This is a genomic window from Sphingopyxis sp. (assembly GCF_051861155.1).
Classification (GTDB): domain Bacteria; phylum Pseudomonadota; class Alphaproteobacteria; order Sphingomonadales; family Sphingomonadaceae; genus Sphingopyxis.
In genome coordinates this window covers 119,851-137,952 of the sequence record NZ_JBHYDE010000001.1, presented here as the reverse complement: position 1 = coordinate 137,952, position 18,102 = coordinate 119,851, and the positions used below count along the sequence as shown (strand labels likewise).

Sequence of the window (18,102 nt, the reverse complement as noted above, 5' to 3'; positions counted from 1 at the left end):
GGGGGCCGCCATCGGTTTGTGCGGCGCCGCTGAGAATTGCTGCCAGCGGCCCCCGCCTTCGCGGGGGCGACGGCTTAGCTGGTGGCCAACGCCGCCGTCCTGACCACCCGCTTCGCCGCTTTCGGGCGGCGGAACCAGAAGGTCCACACCGTCAGGCTGCCGAGCAACGCCAGCACCAGCCCCGACACCGTCATCAGCAGGCGATAGGGCAGCCCGCCGACTTTCGCGGCGTGCAGCGGATACGCCATGTTGAACGCCTGCGCCCCCGCGGGCATCGCCAGCGCGTCGCGCGCGCCCAGCAATTTGCCCGTTGCGGCATCGAACCACAGGGTCGAGCGGCCGTTGGGCAGCCATTCGCCGGGCTGTTTCATGCGGATGCTGATCGGGTCGCCGGCCTTGCGCGGCAGGCTGAGGATGCGGAACTCGGCGTCCGGAAACCGCGCCCGCGCGGTGGTCAGCATCCCGGTCCAGTCGGGATCGGCGGCCAGCGGCCCGCCCTTGTATTTCGGCGGCTCGAGCGCCGCCGCCGTCTCGGCGACCGGGCCAAATGGCGCGACGATGATCGCGGCAAAGGGGCGGAAAATCATCATCGTCCCGGTGACGACCGACAGCAGGAGGAGCGGCGCGACAACGACGCCGAGGTCGCGGTGCTGCATGACGATCGCGGGGCGGGTCATCCGTTTCGGCCACAGCCGCAGCTTGAACGTCTTGCGGGTGCGCCACCACAGGATCACCCCAGAGATGACAAAGAACAGGCCCGCGAGGCCCGCAATCCCGATCACCCATTCGCCGGCATCGCCGGTGAACAGATGATGGTGGAAATCGAACAGCCAGATTTCGGGGCGCTCCCACTGGCTGGCCCAGCGGGCGACGACTTCGCCCGACTGGCTGGCATAGAGTCCCGCGCCCTCCTCGAACCGCAGCTGGTGCAGCCCGAGGCGCTGGCTGGCGTAAATGATGCCCTGCGCATCGCCGGGCATCGCCATCAGTTTTTCGGTCGTTGCGGCGACGGTGGCGAGGTCGGTGACCTGCGCGTCGCCCGCGTGCGGCAGGCCGATCCACTCTTCCTTATGGACCAGGATCGCCCCCGACAGCCCGAGCAGCGCGAGCACGAGGCCGATCAGCCCCCCGGTCCAGCGGTGCAGCGTGTCGAGCAGCTTCATCATCAGAACCGGTAATCCCACCCCAGCGTGAACGTCCGCCCGCGCCCGGCGAAATAGGACAGCTGGTCGGTCGGCAGCCGCGTGTCGCTCGAATAATCGATATATTGTTTGTTGAAGAGATTCTGCACCGACAGGCTGATCTCGCCGATCCCGGTCTGGTAGCGGACATTGGCGTCGGTCAGCGTATAGCCGCCGAAGTCATTGTCGGCGAGCTTCAGCGGGCGCAGCGGGTTGGCATCGTCGGCGGCGCGCGCCTTGCTGTCGAAGCGGCGCTTGAAATAGACCTGCGTCTGCACCCGCGCCGAAAACGGCCCGCTGGCATAGCTGGCGGCGAGGTTCAGGCGGTCGGGCGAGATGTTGGTGCCGTCGAGGTCGCTATCGACCTTGCCGTCGGGCACCGCGTCGCTGTCGAACCGGCCGATCAGATGCGCGTAACCGATATTGAGCTTCAGCCCGTCGATCGGGGTCTGGACGCCGAGATTGAGCTCGAGCCCCTGGATTTCGACGCGCAGCCGCTGAACGTCGAAAATGCGGTCGGGACGCGCGATCAGCAACTGGCCCTTGTCGCTCGACGACCAGAAGTAGGAGGCGCTGGCGTCGAGCGGGCCGCGCTTGACCTCGAACCCGATCTCGCGGTTGTTCGAAACGATCGGCGAGATGTCGAGAAAATTGTCGATGTCGACCCCGGCGGTGCCGATCGCGCGGGTGATGCGGCCGATGTCGGGGACAGTGAAACCCTCGGCATAGCTGGCATAGGCGCGGATGCCCGGCGCGGGTTCGATGATGACGCCGCCGTTGATCAGCACATCGTCAAAGGTCGGCGATCCGCCCGCGACCGACACCCCGCCGCGCGGCGTCGTCGTCGTCGCCAGCGTCGTGTAATCGTCGATCTTGATCTTCACATTTTCATAGCGTGCGCCACCCGCGACGCGGATCAGCCCGTCGAACAACTTGAGGTTCGCCTGTGCAAAGGGGGCGAGGCTGCGGAAATCGGTCGGCGGCACCCAGGTGCGGCCGGTCGCAATCAGCCGCTGTTCGGTGGTGTCCCACAGGGCGTCGAAGCCCAGGGTCAGCGTCAGATCGTCAAAACCGGGCAGGCCGCGCTCATAGCTCAGCTTGCCGCCGAATTTGCGGCTGCGGTTCTGCGACTGGTCGAACAGGGTACCGATCGGCGCGATGCGGATGTCCTGAAACGTCGCCTGCGTCGCGACTTCGCCGCCAAAGGTGTCGCGGCTGCGGTTGAAGAAGATCTGGCTGACCAGATTGCCGCCGCCCAGATCGCTGTCGGTCAAACTCAGCGCAACGCTTTCGGTGCGGTTCTGCGCCGACTTGCCCGGCGGGTTGCCGCGCACCGCGCTGGTCGGGGTGCCGAGCGTGCGGCTGCCGGCAATCGCGACATAATCGCCGTCGCCTTTCAGCTCGAAGCGGCTGGCGATCAGGTCGATGCGAGCGCTGGGCGACAATTCATAGCCAAAGCGCCCGAACAGCGAGAGCGTCTTTGAATCCTGCGTTTCGCCCTGCGTCAGGTTGAGCCCGATCGGGCGGCCCTTGGCGTCCGAAAAGACGCCGCGGATTTCATAAGCCGCGCCGACGGTCGCGTCGAACGCCCCCGCCTTATACTGGATCAGCCCTGCCAGCTTGCCGCCCATCCCGGCTTTCGAAAAATCATTATCGGCGGTACCCTGCACCAGCGTGCGGCCCGACAGGCCTTCCTCGCTCGGCGCGCCGACGGTGACCTGGTTGACGATGCCGCCGGTGCCGCCGATCCCCTGCAAGGCGTTCGAGCCATAGATCAGCTCGACGCGGTCGACGAAAAAGCCGTCGATGGTGAAGCCGTCGCGGCTGCCGTCGCGCAGCGGGGTCGATTGCGGGATGCCGTTGATCGCGTAGAGCGGCGAACGCCCGCGCAGTGTCTCGCCCGCGCCCGACAATTTCTGCCGCGTCGGCGAAAAGCTGGGGGTCAGGTTGGCGACCGCGTCGGTGACCGACCCCGCCATCGCGAGCTGCTGGTCGAGCGCGTCTTTACCGATGATGTCGATGGTCAGCGGCAGCGCGCTCGGCGGCAGGATGGTGCGCGCCGCGGTGACGATGATCGTATCCTCGCCGGCGGCAGCGTCGTCGTCGGCGGCGTCCTGCGCCAGCGCGGGGGCAGGCAGCGCGGTGGAGGCCAGCGCAGCGACGAGCAATTTGCGAATCATTCTTAACTCCTGTTCGGAGCGCCGCTAATGCGAGCGATTTGCAGATGCAAGGCTATTCTCCCCTCCCGCTCGCGGGAGGGGCCGGGGGAGGGCGTGTCTTTCGGAACTGACGTGGCGGAACAGGCCCTCCCCTAGCCCCTCCCGCAAGCGGGAGGGGGACAGGCGGATCAAAGCGCGCTATCATTCGGGCAATGCGGGAAAAGGAACTGCGCTTCGCCCTGATTTGTTACGGCGGCATCAGCCTCGCCGTCTATATGCACGGCATCACCAAGGAAGTGTGGCGCCTCGCCGCCGCGTCGCGCGCCTTTCACGACGGCACCGCATCGACCGGGTCGGGGGCGGTTTATGCCGATTTGCTCGCCGATCTCGCCGCGCGCAGCAATATCCGGTTGCGCGTCCTTGCCGACATCGTCGCGGGGGCCAGTGCGGGGGGGATCAACGGCATTTTCCTCGCGCGCGCGCTGGCGACCGGGCAGTCGCTCGATCCGCTCACCGACCTGTGGCTGGACAGCGCCGACGTCGACAAGCTGATCGATCCCGACGCGCGGCCGCTGTCGGCGGCGACCAAATTCTGGGCGGTGCCGATCGCCGGATGGATGATGAAAAAGCGCGGCAATGTGATCGACCGCACCGTCGGCGCGGGGGCGCAGGACGAGGTGCGCGCCAAGCTGTCGCGCTTTGTGCGGGCGCGCTGGTTCGAACCGCCGTTCGGCGGCGAGACTTTTTCGAACCTGCTGCTCGATGCGTTCGATGCGATGGAGCAGGGGCCGCGCGGGCCGGTGCTGGTGCCGGACGGCCAGCCGGTCGACCTGTTCGTGTCGGTCACCGACTTCGCCGGGCACAGCGTGCCGCTGGCGCTCAACAGCCCGCCGCGGGTGAGCGAGGACGAACATCGGCTGATGCTCCATTTTCGCGAGGACGACCGCACCGGCACGCGGCTCGACGATGTGCCGGGGCTCACCGCGGCGGCGCGCGCGACCGCCAGCTTTCCGGGCGCCTTTCCGCCGTTCACCTTGCGCGAACTCGACCGGGTGCTGGGCAAGCGGGGCATCGCGTGGCCCGACCGCGACAGCTTCATCCGCGCCCAATTGCCTGCCACCGCCGAGGGCGATCCCGCCGACCGGGTGTTGATCGACGGCTCGGTGCTCGCCAACGCGCCATTCCGCCCCGCGATAGCGGCGCTGAAACAGCGCCCGGCGCGGCGCGAAATCGACCGCCGCTTCGTCTATATCGATCCCAAGCCCGATTACCGCGCGATCAGTTTCGGCAAACCGGCGGCGGCGCGCACGACGGAGGAAACGGCGCAGCTCCCCGGCTTTCTGCCGACGATCCTTGGCGCCCTCTCCGAAATTCCGCGCGAACAGCCGATCCGCGAGAATGTCGAAGCGATCGAGGGCATGTCGCGCCGCATCCGCCGCATGCAGCATATCGTCGATGCGATGAAGGTCGAGGTCGAGGAGCAGGTCGCGGCGCTGTTCGGCAGCACCTTCTTTCTCGACACCCCGACGGTGGCGCGGCTCGAAAAATGGCGCGCCAAGGCGCAGGATCAGGCAACGGCGCGCGCGGGCTTTGCCTATGCGCCCTATGGCCATCTGAAGCTGTCGGCGGTGATCGAGGAACTGGCGGCGCTGATCGACCGGTTGATGCCGGCCGAGGGCAGCGTCCATCGGGCAAACCGGCGGCGCGCGTTGTGGGATGAAGCGCGGGCGCGCGGGCTCGACCGGATTTCGGGCAAGCGCGGCGCCGGGGCGAGCGGCGACGCGATCGCCTTTTTCCGCACCCATGATCTCGGTTTCCGCATCCGCCGCCTGCGCTTTCTGGCGCGCGAGCTCGACACCGCGGTCGAGGCGACGCGCGACGGCCGCGACCCGGTGTGCGAGGATATGCGCGCCGCGATCTTTACCGCGCTCGGCCTCTATCTCGACCGGCAGGGCGACGCCTGGCTGGCGGACCTCGACTTGCCCGCCGATGCGGGGCCGGGCGACTGGATCGACGCGGTCGCGGCACGGCGCGACCTCACCGCCATCGACGGTCAGGCCGACGCGCTGATCGCCGCCGCGCTCGCCGCGATGCCGAAGGACGACCGGCGCACGCTGCTGCTCGCCTATCTCGGCTATCCCTTTTACGACATCGCGACCTTGCCGCTGCTGCAGGGCGAGGGGTTCGACGAGTTTGACCCGATCAAGATCGACCGCATCTCGCCCTCCGATGCGACCGCGATCCGCACCGGCGGCGCCGCGGCGATGCTGAAAGGGATCGAGTTCAACAGCTTCGGCGCCTTCTTCAGCCGCGCCTACCGCGAGAATGACTATCTATGGGGGCGGCTGCACGGTGCCGACCGGTTGATCGACATCGTCGCGAGCAGCGTCGGCGGCGACCAGGCGCTGGCCGGCGAAGCGCTGGCGGCGATCAAGCGGCGCGCCTTCCATGCGATACTGGACGAGGAAGAGGCGCGGCTGCCGAAGGTGGCCGCGCTGATCGCCGAGTTGCGCGTGGAGATTGGGACACCGTAACCCCCGTCATTGCGAGCGTAGCGGGCCGAAGGCGGCCGCAGGCCTACCAATCCAGAGCGGCTTACGCAGGCACTGGATTGCCGCTTCGCCTTCGGCTCCTCGCAACGACGATCGTGTCGGGACTGCAGGCTATCCGCTGCATCCCTAAAGGCTGATCTCCCCCGCATCGACCAACAGCTTCAGCATCACGGCGGCGCCGCATTGCTGCGACTTCGCCTTGGCGTTGAACCGCCCGTCGGCGACGAACTTGCCGCTCTCATAATGGTTGGAAAAGCTCCACAGATAGGGGGTCGGCACCGCCGTGTTGCGATAGCCAAAGCCGTTATAGGCTTCGAACCGGAACAGGATGCGCTCGAGGTTCCAGTCGGTCTTGCCGGTAAAGCCGAGCAGCTTGAGCGCATCCTTGGCGCTCCAGTCCCAGTCGCTCGGCGGCGCCCAGGTCAGCGGGCGACCCGCGGGCACCTGCCGCGTGCGCTGGGTCAGCGGATGGTCGCCATTGTGCAGATGGGCGCGAAAGTTGAAGCTGGCCTCGAGCGCATGGATGATGCCGATGACGAACCATGGCACCTTGGTGTCGAGCGCCACCCGGTCGTAGCGCGACCGCGATGTCTTGAGCATCGTCAGATACCAGTCGGTGGTGGCGCGATAATTGTCGCGCAGCTCCATCGTGTCGAACAGGGTGCGATACTCGTCCTTGAGCGCCGGATAGTTGCGCGCGCGGATCGGCGGCAGCGGCGTGGCGGCGGGCTTGACCGCCGCTGGCTTGGGCAGGGTCAGCTTGGGCGGCGGCGGTAACGGCGGCGCCGCGCCTGCCCAGACATCGCTGCCTTCGCGCGTCGCCGCGGCCGGTGCCGGCGTGAAAATATCGTCGAGGCCGGGATCGGCGCCCAGCGAAAGTGGGCCGTCTCCATCCCAGTCGAGCCGCTGGTCGCTGCCCGATACGAACGGACGCAGCAGGTCGGGGACTTGATGTTCGCCGTCGTGCAGCTGCGCGAGCAGCGCCCCGGCCTGATCGGCCAGCCCCGGATCGATCCGCTCGCTGCGATCGATCAGCGCGACGAGGCGCGGCATCAGTGAGCGGTAGAGCGACCCGGCCAGCCCGGTCAGCGATGCGCCGTCGTCGAAGCGTAGCGGCGTGGCGGGCAGCCGGGCGCGGTCGGCGGCGCGTTCCAGCTTGAGCAGCGATTCGAGGGTGGTGGCAGCATCGAGCGCCTCGCCGGGGAGCAGGCGGCTGACCTCGCCGGGCAGTTTGACGCCGAACAGTTCGGGCTCGCGCGCCGCGGCGCGGGGGATGGCCCAACCGAGCACTGGCAGGCTGGCGGCGCAGGCCAACAGGGTTCGCCGGGGAATCTCGATGCTTGCCATCGACTCGCTCCTCCCTGCGGAGAAGCTATCATGCGGCGGCGGGCGTGTCTTGCCCGGACCCGAAGGCGCGGAATCGCCCGCGTCAGTCGGTCAGATCGTCCCACATATCCTTGATCCGCCCGAAAAAGCCCTGGCTTGCGGGGCATTCGTCGCCGGTCTCGGTCTCGCGAAATTCGGCGAGCAATTCCTTTTGCCGGGCGCTGAGCTTGGTCGGGGTTTCGACATCGACCTGTACCACCAGGTCGCCGTGGCCGCGGCCGTTGAGCACCGGCATGCCCGCGCCGCGCTGGCGCAGCTGCTTGCCCGACTGGATGCCCGCCGGGATGTGGATGTCGTGCTTGGCGCCGTCGAGCCCGGGGATACTGATTTCGCCGCCCAAGGCCGCGGTGGTGAAGCTGATCGGGGCGCGGGTGAACAGCGTCGTGCCCTCGCGCTCGAACAGCTTGTGCCGCGCCATGTGGAGGAAGATGTAAAGGTCGCCCGGCGCCGCGCCGCGCGCGCCGCTCTCGCCCTCGCCCGACAGGCGGATGCGGGTGCCCTCGTCGACCCCGGCGGGGATGTTGACGGTCAGCGTCTTGCGCCGGTCGACGCGGCCCTCGCCATGGCAGCTGTTGCACGGGTCGGCGATGACCTCGCCCGCGCCCTGACAGGCCGGGCAGGTGCGCTCGACCATGAAAAAGCCCTGCTGCGCGCGTACCTTGCCGTGCCCGGCGCAGGTCGCGCAGCGGCTGGTCTGGGTGCCGGGTTTGGCGCCCGATCCGTCGCACGGCTCGCAGCGCGCCGCGACATCGACCTGGATCTCGCGGCTGCAGCCGGTGAAGGCGTCCTCGAAACGGATTTCCATGTCATAGCGCAGGTCAGCGCCGCGCGCCGGGCCGCGTTGCTGCCGCCCGCCGCCGAACGCCGAACCGAAAATCGATTCGAAAATATCGCCGATGTCGCCGAAATCGGCCCCCGCGCCGGCGCCGTTGCCGCCGCGCACGCCATCCTTGCCAAACCGGTCATAGGCAGCGCGCTTTTGCGGATCGCGCAGGCAGTCATAGGCCTCGCTGATTGCCTTGAAGCGCGATTCGCTGTCGTGGCACCCCGGATTCTTGTCGGGGTGATATTTCATCGCCAGCTTGCGGTAACTGGCCTTTAGCGTCGCATCGTCGGCGGTGCGTTCGCATTCGAGCAGTTCGTAATAATCGATGTCGAGTGACATAGGTCGTCGGCCCCTGCTTCAGCCCGTCACCCCAGCGCAAGCTGGGGTCGCTATCGGGCGGGCGGTGCCTTGCCGAGAGCGATGCCAGCTGGCGCTGGCATGACGGTTGAAGATCATTCTTACTTCTTGTCGTCTTCGACTTCGGAGAATTCGGCGTCGACGACATCTTCGTCGGTCTTCGCCTCACCCGCATCGTCGGCGCCGGGGGATGCGGCGGCCTGCTGTTCCTTCTCGTAGATCGCCTGGCCCAGCTTCATCGCGACCTGCGCGAGCGCCTGCGACTTTTCGGTCATCGCGGCGGGTTCGCCGCCCTCGACCGCGGTCTTGGCTTCGGCAACCGCCGCCTCGATCTCGGCCTTCAGCGCGGTGTCGATCTTGTCGCCATGCTCGACGAGCTGGCGTTCGGTCGAGTGGATCAGGCTTTCGGCGTTGTTCTTCGCCTCGGCCGCCTCGCGGCGAACCTTGTCCTCTTCGGCGAACTGCTCGGCGTCCTTGACCATCTGGTCGATGTCCGCGTCGCTGAGCCCGCCGCTGGCCTGGATCTTGATCTGCTGTTCCTTGCCGGTGCCCTTGTCCTTGGCGTGGACCGACACGATGCCGTTGGCGTCGATGTCGAAGGTCACCTCGATCTGCGGCACGCCGCGCGGTGCGGGCGGGATGCCGACCAGGTCGAACTGGCCGAGGATCTTGTTGTCCTGCGCCATTTCGCGCTCGCCCTGGAACACGCGGATCGTCACCGCCGACTGATTGTCGTCCGCGGTCGAGTAAACCTGCGACTTCTTGGTCGGGATGGTGGTGTTGCGGTCGATCATCTTGGTCATGATGCCGCCCAGCGTTTCGATCCCCAGCGACAGCGGAGTGACGTCGAGCAGCAGCACGTCCTTGACGTCGCCCTGCAGCACGCCCGCCTGAATCGCGGCGCCGATGGCGACGACTTCATCGGGGTTCACGCCGGTGTGCGGTTCCTTGCCGAAGAAATCCTTCACGACTTCGCGCACCCGCGGCATGCGGGTCATGCCGCCGACGAGGACGACTTCGTCGATCGCGCTCGCCGAAATGCCGGCGTCCTTGATCGCCTTCTTGCAGGGTTCGAGCGTGCGCTTGACCAGCTCTTCGACCAGCTTTTCCAGGTCCGACCGCGTGATCGTCTTGACCAGATGCTTCGGCCCGTTGGCGTCGGCGGTGATGAAGGGCAGGTTGACCTCGGTCGTCGCGGCCGACGACAGTTCGATCTTTGCCTTTTCGGCGGCTTCCTTCAGGCGCTGCAGCGCCAGCTTGTCGCCGCGCAGGTCGATGCCTTCGTCCTTCTTGAAGGTGTCGGCGAGGAATTCGACGACCTTGCTGTCGAAATCTTCACCGCCGAGGAAGGTGTCGCCGTTGGTCGACTTCACCTCGAACACGCCGTCGCCAACCTCGAGGATCGAGATGTCAAAGGTGCCGCCGCCAAGGTCATAGACCGCGATCGTCTTGTTCTCGGTCTTGTCGAGGCCGTAAGCCAGCGCCGCCGCGGTCGGCTCGTTGATGATGCGCAGCACTTCAAGGCCCGCGATCTTGCCGGCATCCTTGGTCGCCTGGCGCTGCGCGTCGTTGAAATATGCGGGAACGGTGATCACCGCCTGCTCGACCTTTTCGCCGAGATAGGCTTCGGCGGTTTCCTTCATCTTCTGCAGGATGAAGGCGCTGATCTGCGACGGCGAATAATCCTCGCCGCCCGCCTTGACCCATGCGTCGCCGTTGCTGCCCTTGACGATGGTGTAGGGGACCAGCTCGGTGTCCTTCTTGGTGATCGGATCGTCGAAACGGCGGCCGATCAGGCGCTTCACCGCGAACACGGTGTTTTCGGGATTGGTGACCGCCTGGCGCTTCGCCGGTTGGCCGATCAGGCGCTCGCCATCCTTGGCAAAGGCGACGATCGACGGCGTGGTGCGCGTACCCTCGACATTTTCGATAACCTTGGGCTTGCCGCCTTCCATCACCGCGACACAGCTGTTCGTGGTGCCGAGGTCGATCCCGATCACTTTGGCCATATTAAACTCGTCCTTGTTGCTTCTCGGCGCCCTCAAAAGGCACGCCTGATATTGAGGTTCTGGGCGCGATATAGGTGCGCTTATCCTTGGCACAAGGGTTTTGAGGGCTTATCGGGGATGCGAAATCATGCACCGTCACGGAGTCCTCCTGAAATGAAAGCTTTTGCGCCCCGCCTCCTCATTGGCGCCGCCCTCGCCGCCTCGGCACTCACCCTGTCGGGGTGCGGGGAAAATCTCGGCAAGGGGCAGCCGCTCAACGTCGTCAGCGGCCATATCGTGATGGGCGCCACCGACGATCGCCCCGCGGTCGGCTATTTCAAGGTCGAGGGTGGACCGCAGCCGGTCCAGCTGGTCGCAGTGACCGCCGACCTCGCCCAGCGCGTCGAAATGCACGAAAGTGTGCGCGAAAATGGCGTCGTGACGATGAAGCCGCTGGCGCGCGCCGACGTGCCGGCCAAGGGCGAGCTGGTGTTCAAACAGGGCGGCAAGCATCTGATGATCTGGGGCATCAACGGCGCCGCGGTGCGCGCGGGTAAGCTGCCGATGGCGTTCGTGTTCACCAATAACAACAATGAACGCATCCTGTTCGACATGGTGATCAAGCCGGCGGAAGGCGCTGCTGGCGGCGAAGCGGCGATGGACCATGGTGCGATGGGGCACGGTGAGGACAAGGCGGCACCGGACGCCGCGAAGAAATAGGGGTGCGTTCTAACATTTCGTCATTGCGAGCGCAGCGAAGCAATCCAGAGCGGGTTACGCCACGCTGGATTGCTTCGCTGCGCTCGCAATGACGAGGTTCTGATGTTGCGATTTTCGCGGCCTTTGACCACAGGCGAAATCGCGCTGGCCCGCACGGTGTTCGGCGACGCGATCCGCTACGCCGACGTCCGCATCTGCCACCACAAATGGATATTCTTCCAGCCGCGCGGCATCGTCATGGCGCCGATGGGAAGCCTGCATTTCAACCCGCATGGCGAGCTCTATTGCGACGATTTCAGCGCCGCGTCGCAGCGCCTGCAAGGGCTGTTCATCCACGAAATGACGCATGTCTGGCAGGCGCAGACGCGCGGGCGCTGGTATCTGGTGCTGATGCGCCATCCGTTTGCGACCTATAGCTACAGCCTCAAGCCCGGCTGGCTGCTCGAACGTTACGGGCTGGAACAACAGGCCGAGATCGTCCGCCATTACTGGCTGCTCACCCAGGGAATGGTCGTCGGCGGCGGCCCGGGGGTCGAGGCGTATCGCGCGATCTTGCCCGAGGCATGGAACGCGGCATGAGCGATTTCGAATTTATCTTCGCGCTCTACAGCCTGCTGCTCGGCCTCTCGATGGTCGAACTGCTCGGCGGGCTCGGCCGGGCGCTCGAGGTGCGCTTTGCGGCGCAGGCGGAGCGCGGAGCGTTTGCGATCGGCTGGCTGACCCCGCTGCTCGCGGTCTTTGTGATGCTCGACCTCCTGTCCTTCTGGAGCGCGGCGTGGACCGCGCGCGGCAGCCTGACGGTGTCGAACACCGTGCTGATGGCGGTCGCGGCCTTTGCCGCGGTCTATTTTCTCGCCGCGCGGCTGGTCTTTCCCTCGCATCCCGAGGGTTTTGCCAATCTCGACGTCCATTATTTCCGCGTCCGGCGGATCATACTCGGCCTGCTCCTCGTGCTGCTTGGCGCCCAGCTCGGCTTTTACCTGTCGCAGCCCGATCTGGCGGCCAGCCTGACCCGCCCGATCGCGTGGATCATGACGGTCGTGCTGGTCGCGCTGATGGTCGCGGCGATGGTGGTGACGCATCGCCGCTGGAGCATCGCTATCCTCGCCGCGCTGATCCTGCGCTATGTCGGCATCTATCTCATTTGAACGAAGGAGACGCTCATGCCCGAAGTCCTCGACCGCTTTCGTTCCTCGACCTGGGGCTGGCTGCGCGGCACCTTGCTCGGCTGGCTGACCCTGCTCCTCTGCCTCGTCGGCGTTGGGCTGATCATCATCCTCGTCCAGTGGATCCGCAATCTCGACACGACCTACGAACTGACCGAGGATCGGCTGATCCTGCGCAAGGGCATCTTCGTCAAAAGCGTCGACGAGATCGAACTCTACCGCGTCAAGGATGTCCGCATGGATTTCACCCTGATCAGCCAATGGGCGGGGATCGGCACGATCAGCATCGATTCGAGCGACGAGACGACGCGCGGCGGTTCGCTGGTGATGCCGCATATCGAGCGCGCGGCCGAGCGGCGCGAGGCGCTGCGCGGGCTGGTCGATGCGGCGCGCCAGAAACGGCGGGTGCGCGAACTCGATGTTTCGAGCGATTTGCTCTGATCGGGCAAATACGGGCTAGCCAGCGGGGCGGCGTTCGTCCTATGTTCCGCTCATGGATGGAATGTCGCTTGTTGTCGCGCTTGTTGCCCTCGCCATCGGCGGCCTGATCGGCTGGCTTTTTGCTGGCAGACAATCGGGCGCGCTCAGGGCCGAGCGCGACGGGCTGGCGGAGCGGTTCAAGACTGCGGTCACGGACCTTGCCGCCGAGGCCGAGGCACGCAAGGCCGCCGACATCCAACTCGCATCGCTGCTCAGCGAACAACGCGCGCGCGACGCCGCGCATGACGCGCAGATCGCACAGCTCAAGGACGCGCAGGCGGCGCTGACCGCGCAATTCCGCGAGGTCGGGCAGGCGATGCTCGATGGCGCGCAGAAAGCGTTCCTCGACCGCGCCGACGCGCGCTTCAAGGAAAGCGAGACGAGCGCAGGGCAGAATCTCAAAGCGCTGCTCCAGCCGGTGCACGAGCGGCTGGAGAAATATGAGAGCGAAGTGAAAAAGGTCGAGGCTGAGCGCCAGAGCGCCTTCGGCCTGCTTCACGGCCAGATTGCGGCGATGCGCGAAGGCACCGAACGCGTATCGAGCGAGGCGGCGAAGCTGGTCAACGCTCTACGCAACGCGCCCAAGGCGCGCGGGCGCTGGGGTGAGCAGCAACTCAAGAATGTGCTCGAAAGCTGCGGCCTCAGCGAACATGCCGATTTCCAGACCGAGGTGAGCGTGACCGACGGCGACGGCGGGCGGCTGCGCCCCGATGTCGTCGTCAAGGTGCCGGGCGGGCAGAGCCTGGTGATCGATGCCAAAGTGTCCTTGAACGCCTATCAGGATGCGTTCGGCGCGGTCGAGGAGCGCGAGAAGGTGCTACATCTCGCCGCGCATGCCGCGGCGATGAAGGCGCATGTGAATACGCTCGGCGCCAAGGCCTATTGGAACCAGTTCGACGATACCCCCGATTTTGTCGTGATGTTTGTGCCGGGTGAACATTTCCTCGCCGCAGCGCTCGATCAGGATCCGGCGCTCTGGGACTATGCGTTCGAGCGCAAGGTGTTGCTCGCGACGCCGACCAATTTGATCGCGATCGCGCGCACCGTCGCCGCGGTGTGGCGGCAGGAAAAGCTCGCCAATCAGGCGCGCGACATCGCAGCGCTCGGCAAGGAACTCTACGCTCGCATGTCGGTGATGGGGGCGCATATTGCCAAGGTCGGGCGCAATCTCGATTCTGCGACCGGCGCGTACAACGCCTTTGTCGGCAGCTTCGAATCGCAGGTGCTGACGCAGGCGAAGCGTTTCGAGGCGCTCGACATCGAGACGGGTGACAAGGAGATCGCGGTGCTGCCGGTCGTCGAACAGGCAGCGCGCCCGCTGGCGAAGCTGGCGGCGGCGCCGGCGGCGGTTAATGACGCGGGGGAATAGCGAACCCATAAACCCGTTCGTGTCGAGCGAAGTCGAGACACGTGAAGTCGAGCGCGAGCCCAGCGTGTCTCGACTTCGCTCGACACGAACGGAACGATGAGGTGCGTTCTAGATCGCCCGCTTTAACACCGCCGTCCGCCCCTCGCTCCCGGTCAAAATCAGCGTCCCGTCGTCGGCAAAGGTCAGGCGCACCGGCGCGGCCATCAGTTTGAAGAACATATCTTCCTGCGTCATGCCCGCGCCCGGGCACGCCATTTCAGTCGCCATCAGCGGCCCGGCGGTCAGCGTGCCGTCCGCGGCCTTATAGCCGCCTGAAAAGCGGTTGCAGCCCGCGCTGCCGCTGAGCCGCGCGCCGTCGAACTGGAGCGCGGTCGGGCGGTCCTTCGCCACCGCGACGCCGCCGATCGATACAAAGGTCCAGCGCGATCCCGCCAGCGTGTCGGGCGGCAAGATCGCGCCGCCGCAACCGTGCAGCGTCTTGCCGTCGGCGATGACGCGCACCGTGTCGGCAAAGCGGCGGTCGCTCATCCCGTCGCTGCACGGCGCGGTTTTGATCACCACCGACAGCCGATCGCCGACATAGGTGCGCCCGTTCAGCGATGGCTTGGCGCCGGGGTTGGGCACCATGATCTTCGTCGCGCCATAATCGCCGTCATAGTTCAGCCGGGCCGGGGTGATCTCCAGCGTCCAGCCGGGTTCGGTGCCGAGCGCCATATAGGCGGCGGCGGGTGCTTCGCCGGAGCTTTGCGGCGGCGCCTCGGCCGCGGGGACGCAGGCGGCGAGCGCGGGAAGGGCGAGCAGGGAAAACGAGCGGATCATCACAAGCTCCTTTACTCCGTTCGTGTCGAGCGAAGTCGAAACACCGTCGGCACTGCGCAAGGTCGAGGGGCATCTCGACTTCGCTCGATGCGAACGGGAAGAGAGGACGTGATAGTAACATGATGTTGGCGGGAGGCTGAACCGAAATGCCGTCCACCGTTCAGCTCCGCCGCTGGTTCAGCACCTCATACGCCATCACCGCGGTCGCGACCGCGGCGTTCAGGCTGTCGGCCTTGCCGAGCATCGGCATTTTTACCCGCACGTCGGCGGCGTCGGCATAGACGGATGGCAGCCCCTGCGATTCATTGCCGGTGAGGATGAAGGTCGGCGCGGCGTAGCGCACCGCCTGATAATCCTGCGTGTCGTCGCCCAGCCAGGTCGCGACCAGTTGCCCCGGCCCCTGCCGCAACCACGGCAGGAAATCGTCCCAGCGCGTCTGCACCAGTTTCTGCGTGAAGATTGCGCCCATGCTCGCCCGCACGGCTTCGACCGCATAGGGATCGGTCGATTCGTCGAGCAGGATCAGCCCGCCCGCGCCGACCGCGTCGCCGGTGCGCAGCATCGTGCCGAGATTGCCCGGATCACGCAGCCGCTCGGCGACGAGCCAGATCGGCGCGGCATCGCGGTCGAGGTCGGCGAGCGTCGTTTTGGGTTCGGCGTAAATGCCGACGACGGTCTGCGGATTATCCTTGCCCGACAATTTGGACAGGATCGCAGGGGTGGTGTCGATCACCTCGCCGCCCGCCGCCAGCGTCGCGGCGACCAGCGCCGCGGTCAGCGGGTGCGCGTCACCCTCGGGGCCGAGGAACAGCCACACCGGCAGCACGCCCGCCTCGCGCGCCTCGGTCGCGATGCGCAGCCCTTCGGCCAGGAACAGCCCCTCGGCGCGGCGATGGCGCTTTTCCCGCAGCAGCCGCATCCGCTTGACCAGCGGGTTGGACACGCTTTCGATGGTGGTGCGGCGACCGGTCATCCGGTCAATCCTCGCCGAAGCTGTCCTTGACCAGCCCGACCAGTTTCAGCAGCGCGGCGTCGGCGCCGTCGCCGCTGGTGTGGATGGTGATCGTGTCGCCCTTGGCGGCGCCCAGCATCATCAATCCCATGATCGACGTGCCGTTGACGCGCGACCCGTTTTTTTCGACCTCGACCGAAACCGATTCGGGCAGGCGGCTGACGAAGGTGACGAATTTGGCGCTGGCGCGCGCGTGCAGTCCGCGCTGGTTGGTGATCTCGACGGTTTCGGAGACCTGGTTCACGGACCCACCCCCAGCATTTCGGACGCGACCGAAATATATTTCTGCCCGGCTTCCTTCGCGGCGATCACTGCGGCGCGCAGCTCCATCGTCTTGCGCGCGCTTTCCAGACGGATCAGCATCGGCAGATTGACCCCGGCGATCACTTCGGTCTGTCCCGATTCGAGCAGGCTGATCGCCAGGTTCGACGGGGTGCCGCCGAACAGGTCGGTCAGCATCACGACGCCGCGGCCTTCGTCGACATTGCGAATCGCGTCGGCGATTTCGCGGCGACGCATTTCCATATTGTCGTTGGGGCCGATGCACACCGTCGCGATCGCGCGCTGCGGGCCGACGACATGCTCCATCGCGCGCACCATTTCCTCGGCCAGACGACCGTGGGTGACAAGGACCATTCCCAGCAACGGCAATGCTTTATCGGTGGGCATGAACTGCGAGACCCTTATGTGTTGCCGCCAGCCGCAGGAGATGCGGGCGGGGGCCTGCCCTCAAGCCCATCTTGCGGGGCAGAGTCAAGGTTGCGGTGGGTGACCGTCGGTTCATGGCCCGCGGCGCGTAGCGTTTGGGCAACACGCGTCGCGACATGGACCGACCGGTGGCGGCCGCCGGTGCAGCCGAACGCGATGGTGACATAGCTTTTGCCCTCCGCCCGGTAGCGCGGCAGCAGCGCGAGCAGCAGCGCCTCGATCTGCGCCACCGTGCTTTCATAGGCGGGGTCGGCGATGACATAGGCGGCGACATCGGCGTCGAGCCCGGTGCCGGGGCGCAGCTTTGCGTCCCAGTGCGGGTTCTTGAGGTAGCGCATGTCGAACACCAGGTCGGCGTTGCGCGGCAGGCCGCGCGCGAAACCAAAGCTCAGGATATTGAGCACCGGCTCGTCGTGACCGGTATCACCGAACCGCTGGCGCACCTCCTGTTGCAGGTCGTTGCTGTTGTAATTGGTGGTGTCGATGACATGCTCGGCCCAGCGGCGCAGCGGCTCCATCATCTCGCGTTCACGCGCGATGCCGTCGGCTGCGGGGCGATCCTCGGCCATCGGGTGACGCCGCCGCGTCTCGGAAAAGCGGCGCTCGAGTTCGGCGCCGGCGCAGTCGAGAAACAAGGTCTGGATGTCGCGCCCGCCGCCCTCGCGCAGCGCCTTGATCCGCTGCACCAGCAGCGCGGGGCGAAAGCCGCGGCTACGACTGTCGATCCCGACCGCCAGCGGTCGCCCCGCCTCGCCGCGCTTTACCGGCGCGTCGATCAGCGTTTCGAGCAGCGCGAGCGGCAGATTGTCGACAACCTCCCAGCCCAGATCCTCGAGCACCTTGAGCACGGTCGATTTGCCGGCTCCCGACAAGCCCGTCACCAGCAACAGCCGCGGTTCGGCAGCGTCCTTCATGCGCCGTTCGCTTGCCGGTCGAGCGCGAGCAGGATCTTGATCGGCGCCGACGCCTCGAACGCCGACAGCGTCAGCGACGGCAGTTCGTGCCCGGCGACGGTTTCGACCGCGCGTTCGGGCGGCATGCGTTCGTAGCGCTCGGCCAGCCGCACCGCGATCGCGAGCGGCACCGGCGCGGTCCACGGCTGTTCGACGATGCCCAACCCGCGCACTTCCAACTTGCCGGCCAGTTCGGCGGGCGGGCGGCACCACAGGCGGCCCCGCTCGAACCAGATGTCGCAGCGGTCGTCGGCAACCAGTCGCGCGCCGCGATCGATCAGCCGCAGCGCCAGGTCGGACTTGCCCTGTCCCGACAGGCCGAGCAGCAGGACGCCGCGGCTGCCCGCTGCGACGCAACTCGCATGGATGTTGACGATCTCGGGTCTGGTCCGGCTGGGCAGCATCGGCCAAGGCTTACCGGCGACC

17 protein-coding genes are annotated in these 18,102 nt (G+C 66.5%); 6 read left to right on the top strand and 11 right to left on the bottom strand.

The window, feature by feature from the left end; genetic code table 11:
• Positions 1-74: 74 nt before the first annotated feature.
• Both ACTIFP_RS00650 and ACTIFP_RS00645 read right to left on the bottom strand, forming a co-directional pair.
• On the bottom strand, positions 75-1,163 hold the full coding sequence (locus ACTIFP_RS00650) for a PepSY-associated TM helix domain-containing protein (RefSeq protein WP_439567280.1): 1,089 nt from the start codon (positions 1,161-1,163) through the stop codon (positions 75-77).
• A 2-nt stretch (positions 1,164-1,165) separates the two neighbouring features.
• The gene (locus ACTIFP_RS00645; protein ID WP_439566793.1) at positions 1,166-3,361 is read right to left on the bottom strand and encodes a TonB-dependent receptor; all 2,196 of its coding nucleotides are present in this window, start codon (positions 3,359-3,361) and stop codon (positions 1,166-1,168) included.
• 191 nt (positions 3,362-3,552) lie between these two features.
• On the opposite strand from ACTIFP_RS00645, the gene ACTIFP_RS00640 reads away from it, so the two are divergent.
• Complete coding sequence (locus ACTIFP_RS00640) at positions 3,553-5,874, top strand: patatin-like protein (protein ID WP_439566792.1); 2,322 nt, start codon at positions 3,553-3,555, stop codon at positions 5,872-5,874.
• Positions 5,875-6,018: 144 nt separating this feature from the next.
• Here ACTIFP_RS00640 and ACTIFP_RS00635 read toward each other — a convergent pair whose 3' ends face one another.
• From ACTIFP_RS00635 to dnaK, 3 genes are all read right to left on the bottom strand, one after another.
• Positions 6,019-7,239, bottom strand: a complete 1,221-nt coding sequence (locus ACTIFP_RS00635) for a hypothetical protein (RefSeq protein ID WP_439566791.1) — start codon at positions 7,237-7,239, stop codon at positions 6,019-6,021.
• Between the two features lie 82 nt (positions 7,240-7,321).
• The gene (gene dnaJ / locus ACTIFP_RS00630) at positions 7,322-8,443 is read right to left on the bottom strand and encodes a molecular chaperone DnaJ (RefSeq protein WP_439566790.1); all 1,122 of its coding nucleotides are present in this window, start codon (positions 8,441-8,443) and stop codon (positions 7,322-7,324) included.
• Positions 8,444-8,562: 119 nt separating this feature from the next.
• Positions 8,563-10,470, bottom strand: coding sequence for a molecular chaperone DnaK (gene dnaK, locus ACTIFP_RS00625; RefSeq protein ID WP_439566789.1), 1,908 nt, complete (start codon positions 10,468-10,470; stop codon positions 8,563-8,565).
• A 153-nt stretch (positions 10,471-10,623) separates the two neighbouring features.
• Here dnaK and ACTIFP_RS00620 point away from each other — a divergent pair, with 153 nt between their 5' ends.
• The 5 genes from ACTIFP_RS00620 (at position 10,624) to ACTIFP_RS00600 (ending at position 14,184) form a co-directional block, all read left to right on the top strand.
• On the top strand, positions 10,624-11,169 hold the full coding sequence (locus tag ACTIFP_RS00620) for a copper chaperone PCu(A)C (RefSeq protein WP_439566788.1): 546 nt from the start codon (positions 10,624-10,626) through the stop codon (positions 11,167-11,169).
• A 102-nt stretch (positions 11,170-11,271) separates the two neighbouring features.
• Positions 11,272-11,748, top strand: coding sequence for a vgr related protein (locus ACTIFP_RS00615; protein ID WP_439566787.1), 477 nt, complete (start codon positions 11,272-11,274; stop codon positions 11,746-11,748).
• On the top strand, positions 11,745-12,317 hold the full coding sequence (locus ACTIFP_RS00610) for a hypothetical protein (RefSeq protein ID WP_439566786.1): 573 nt from the start codon (positions 11,745-11,747) through the stop codon (positions 12,315-12,317). Before ACTIFP_RS00615 ends, ACTIFP_RS00610 begins: the two co-directional genes overlap by 4 nt.
• A 15-nt stretch (positions 12,318-12,332) precedes the next feature.
• Positions 12,333-12,776 (top strand): PH domain-containing protein, encoded by a 444-nt coding sequence (locus ACTIFP_RS00605; RefSeq protein WP_439566785.1) that lies wholly within the window; start codon positions 12,333-12,335, stop codon positions 12,774-12,776.
• Between the two features lie 52 nt (positions 12,777-12,828).
• On the top strand, positions 12,829-14,184 hold the full coding sequence (locus ACTIFP_RS00600; RefSeq protein ID WP_439566784.1) for a DNA recombination protein RmuC: 1,356 nt from the start codon (positions 12,829-12,831) through the stop codon (positions 14,182-14,184).
• 108 nt (positions 14,185-14,292) lie between these two features.
• Here the strand turns inward: ACTIFP_RS00600 and ACTIFP_RS00595 are convergent, their stop codons facing one another.
• From ACTIFP_RS00595 to ACTIFP_RS00570, 6 genes are all read right to left on the bottom strand, one after another.
• Positions 14,293-15,003: an META domain-containing protein gene (locus tag ACTIFP_RS00595; RefSeq protein ID WP_439566783.1), complete on the bottom strand. Its 711-nt coding sequence runs from the start codon at positions 15,001-15,003 to the stop codon at positions 14,293-14,295.
• A gap of 160 nt (positions 15,004-15,163) precedes the next feature.
• A complete protein-coding gene (locus ACTIFP_RS00590) occupies positions 15,164-15,976 on the bottom strand; it encodes a TrmH family RNA methyltransferase (protein ID WP_439566782.1) in 813 nt (270 codons plus the stop codon).
• Positions 15,977-15,980: 4 nt separating this feature from the next.
• Positions 15,981-16,259 (bottom strand): HPr family phosphocarrier protein, encoded by a 279-nt coding sequence (locus tag ACTIFP_RS00585; protein ID WP_439566781.1) that lies wholly within the window; start codon positions 16,257-16,259, stop codon positions 15,981-15,983.
• Positions 16,256-16,660 carry a PTS sugar transporter subunit IIA gene (locus ACTIFP_RS00580; RefSeq protein WP_439567279.1) on the bottom strand — a complete coding sequence of 135 codons (405 nt, stop codon included), beginning with the start codon at positions 16,658-16,660 and terminating at the stop codon, positions 16,256-16,258. The genes ACTIFP_RS00585 and ACTIFP_RS00580 overlap by 4 nt, the downstream gene beginning before the upstream one ends.
• A 38-nt stretch (positions 16,661-16,698) precedes the next feature.
• A complete protein-coding gene (gene rapZ, locus ACTIFP_RS00575) occupies positions 16,699-17,637 on the bottom strand; it encodes an RNase adapter RapZ (RefSeq protein ID WP_439566780.1) in 939 nt (312 codons plus the stop codon).
• Positions 17,634-18,080: an HPr kinase/phosphorylase gene (locus tag ACTIFP_RS00570; RefSeq protein WP_439566779.1), complete on the bottom strand. Its 447-nt coding sequence runs from the start codon at positions 18,078-18,080 to the stop codon at positions 17,634-17,636. Before ACTIFP_RS00570 ends, rapZ begins: the two co-directional genes overlap by 4 nt.
• Positions 18,081-18,102 lie beyond the last annotated feature (22 nt).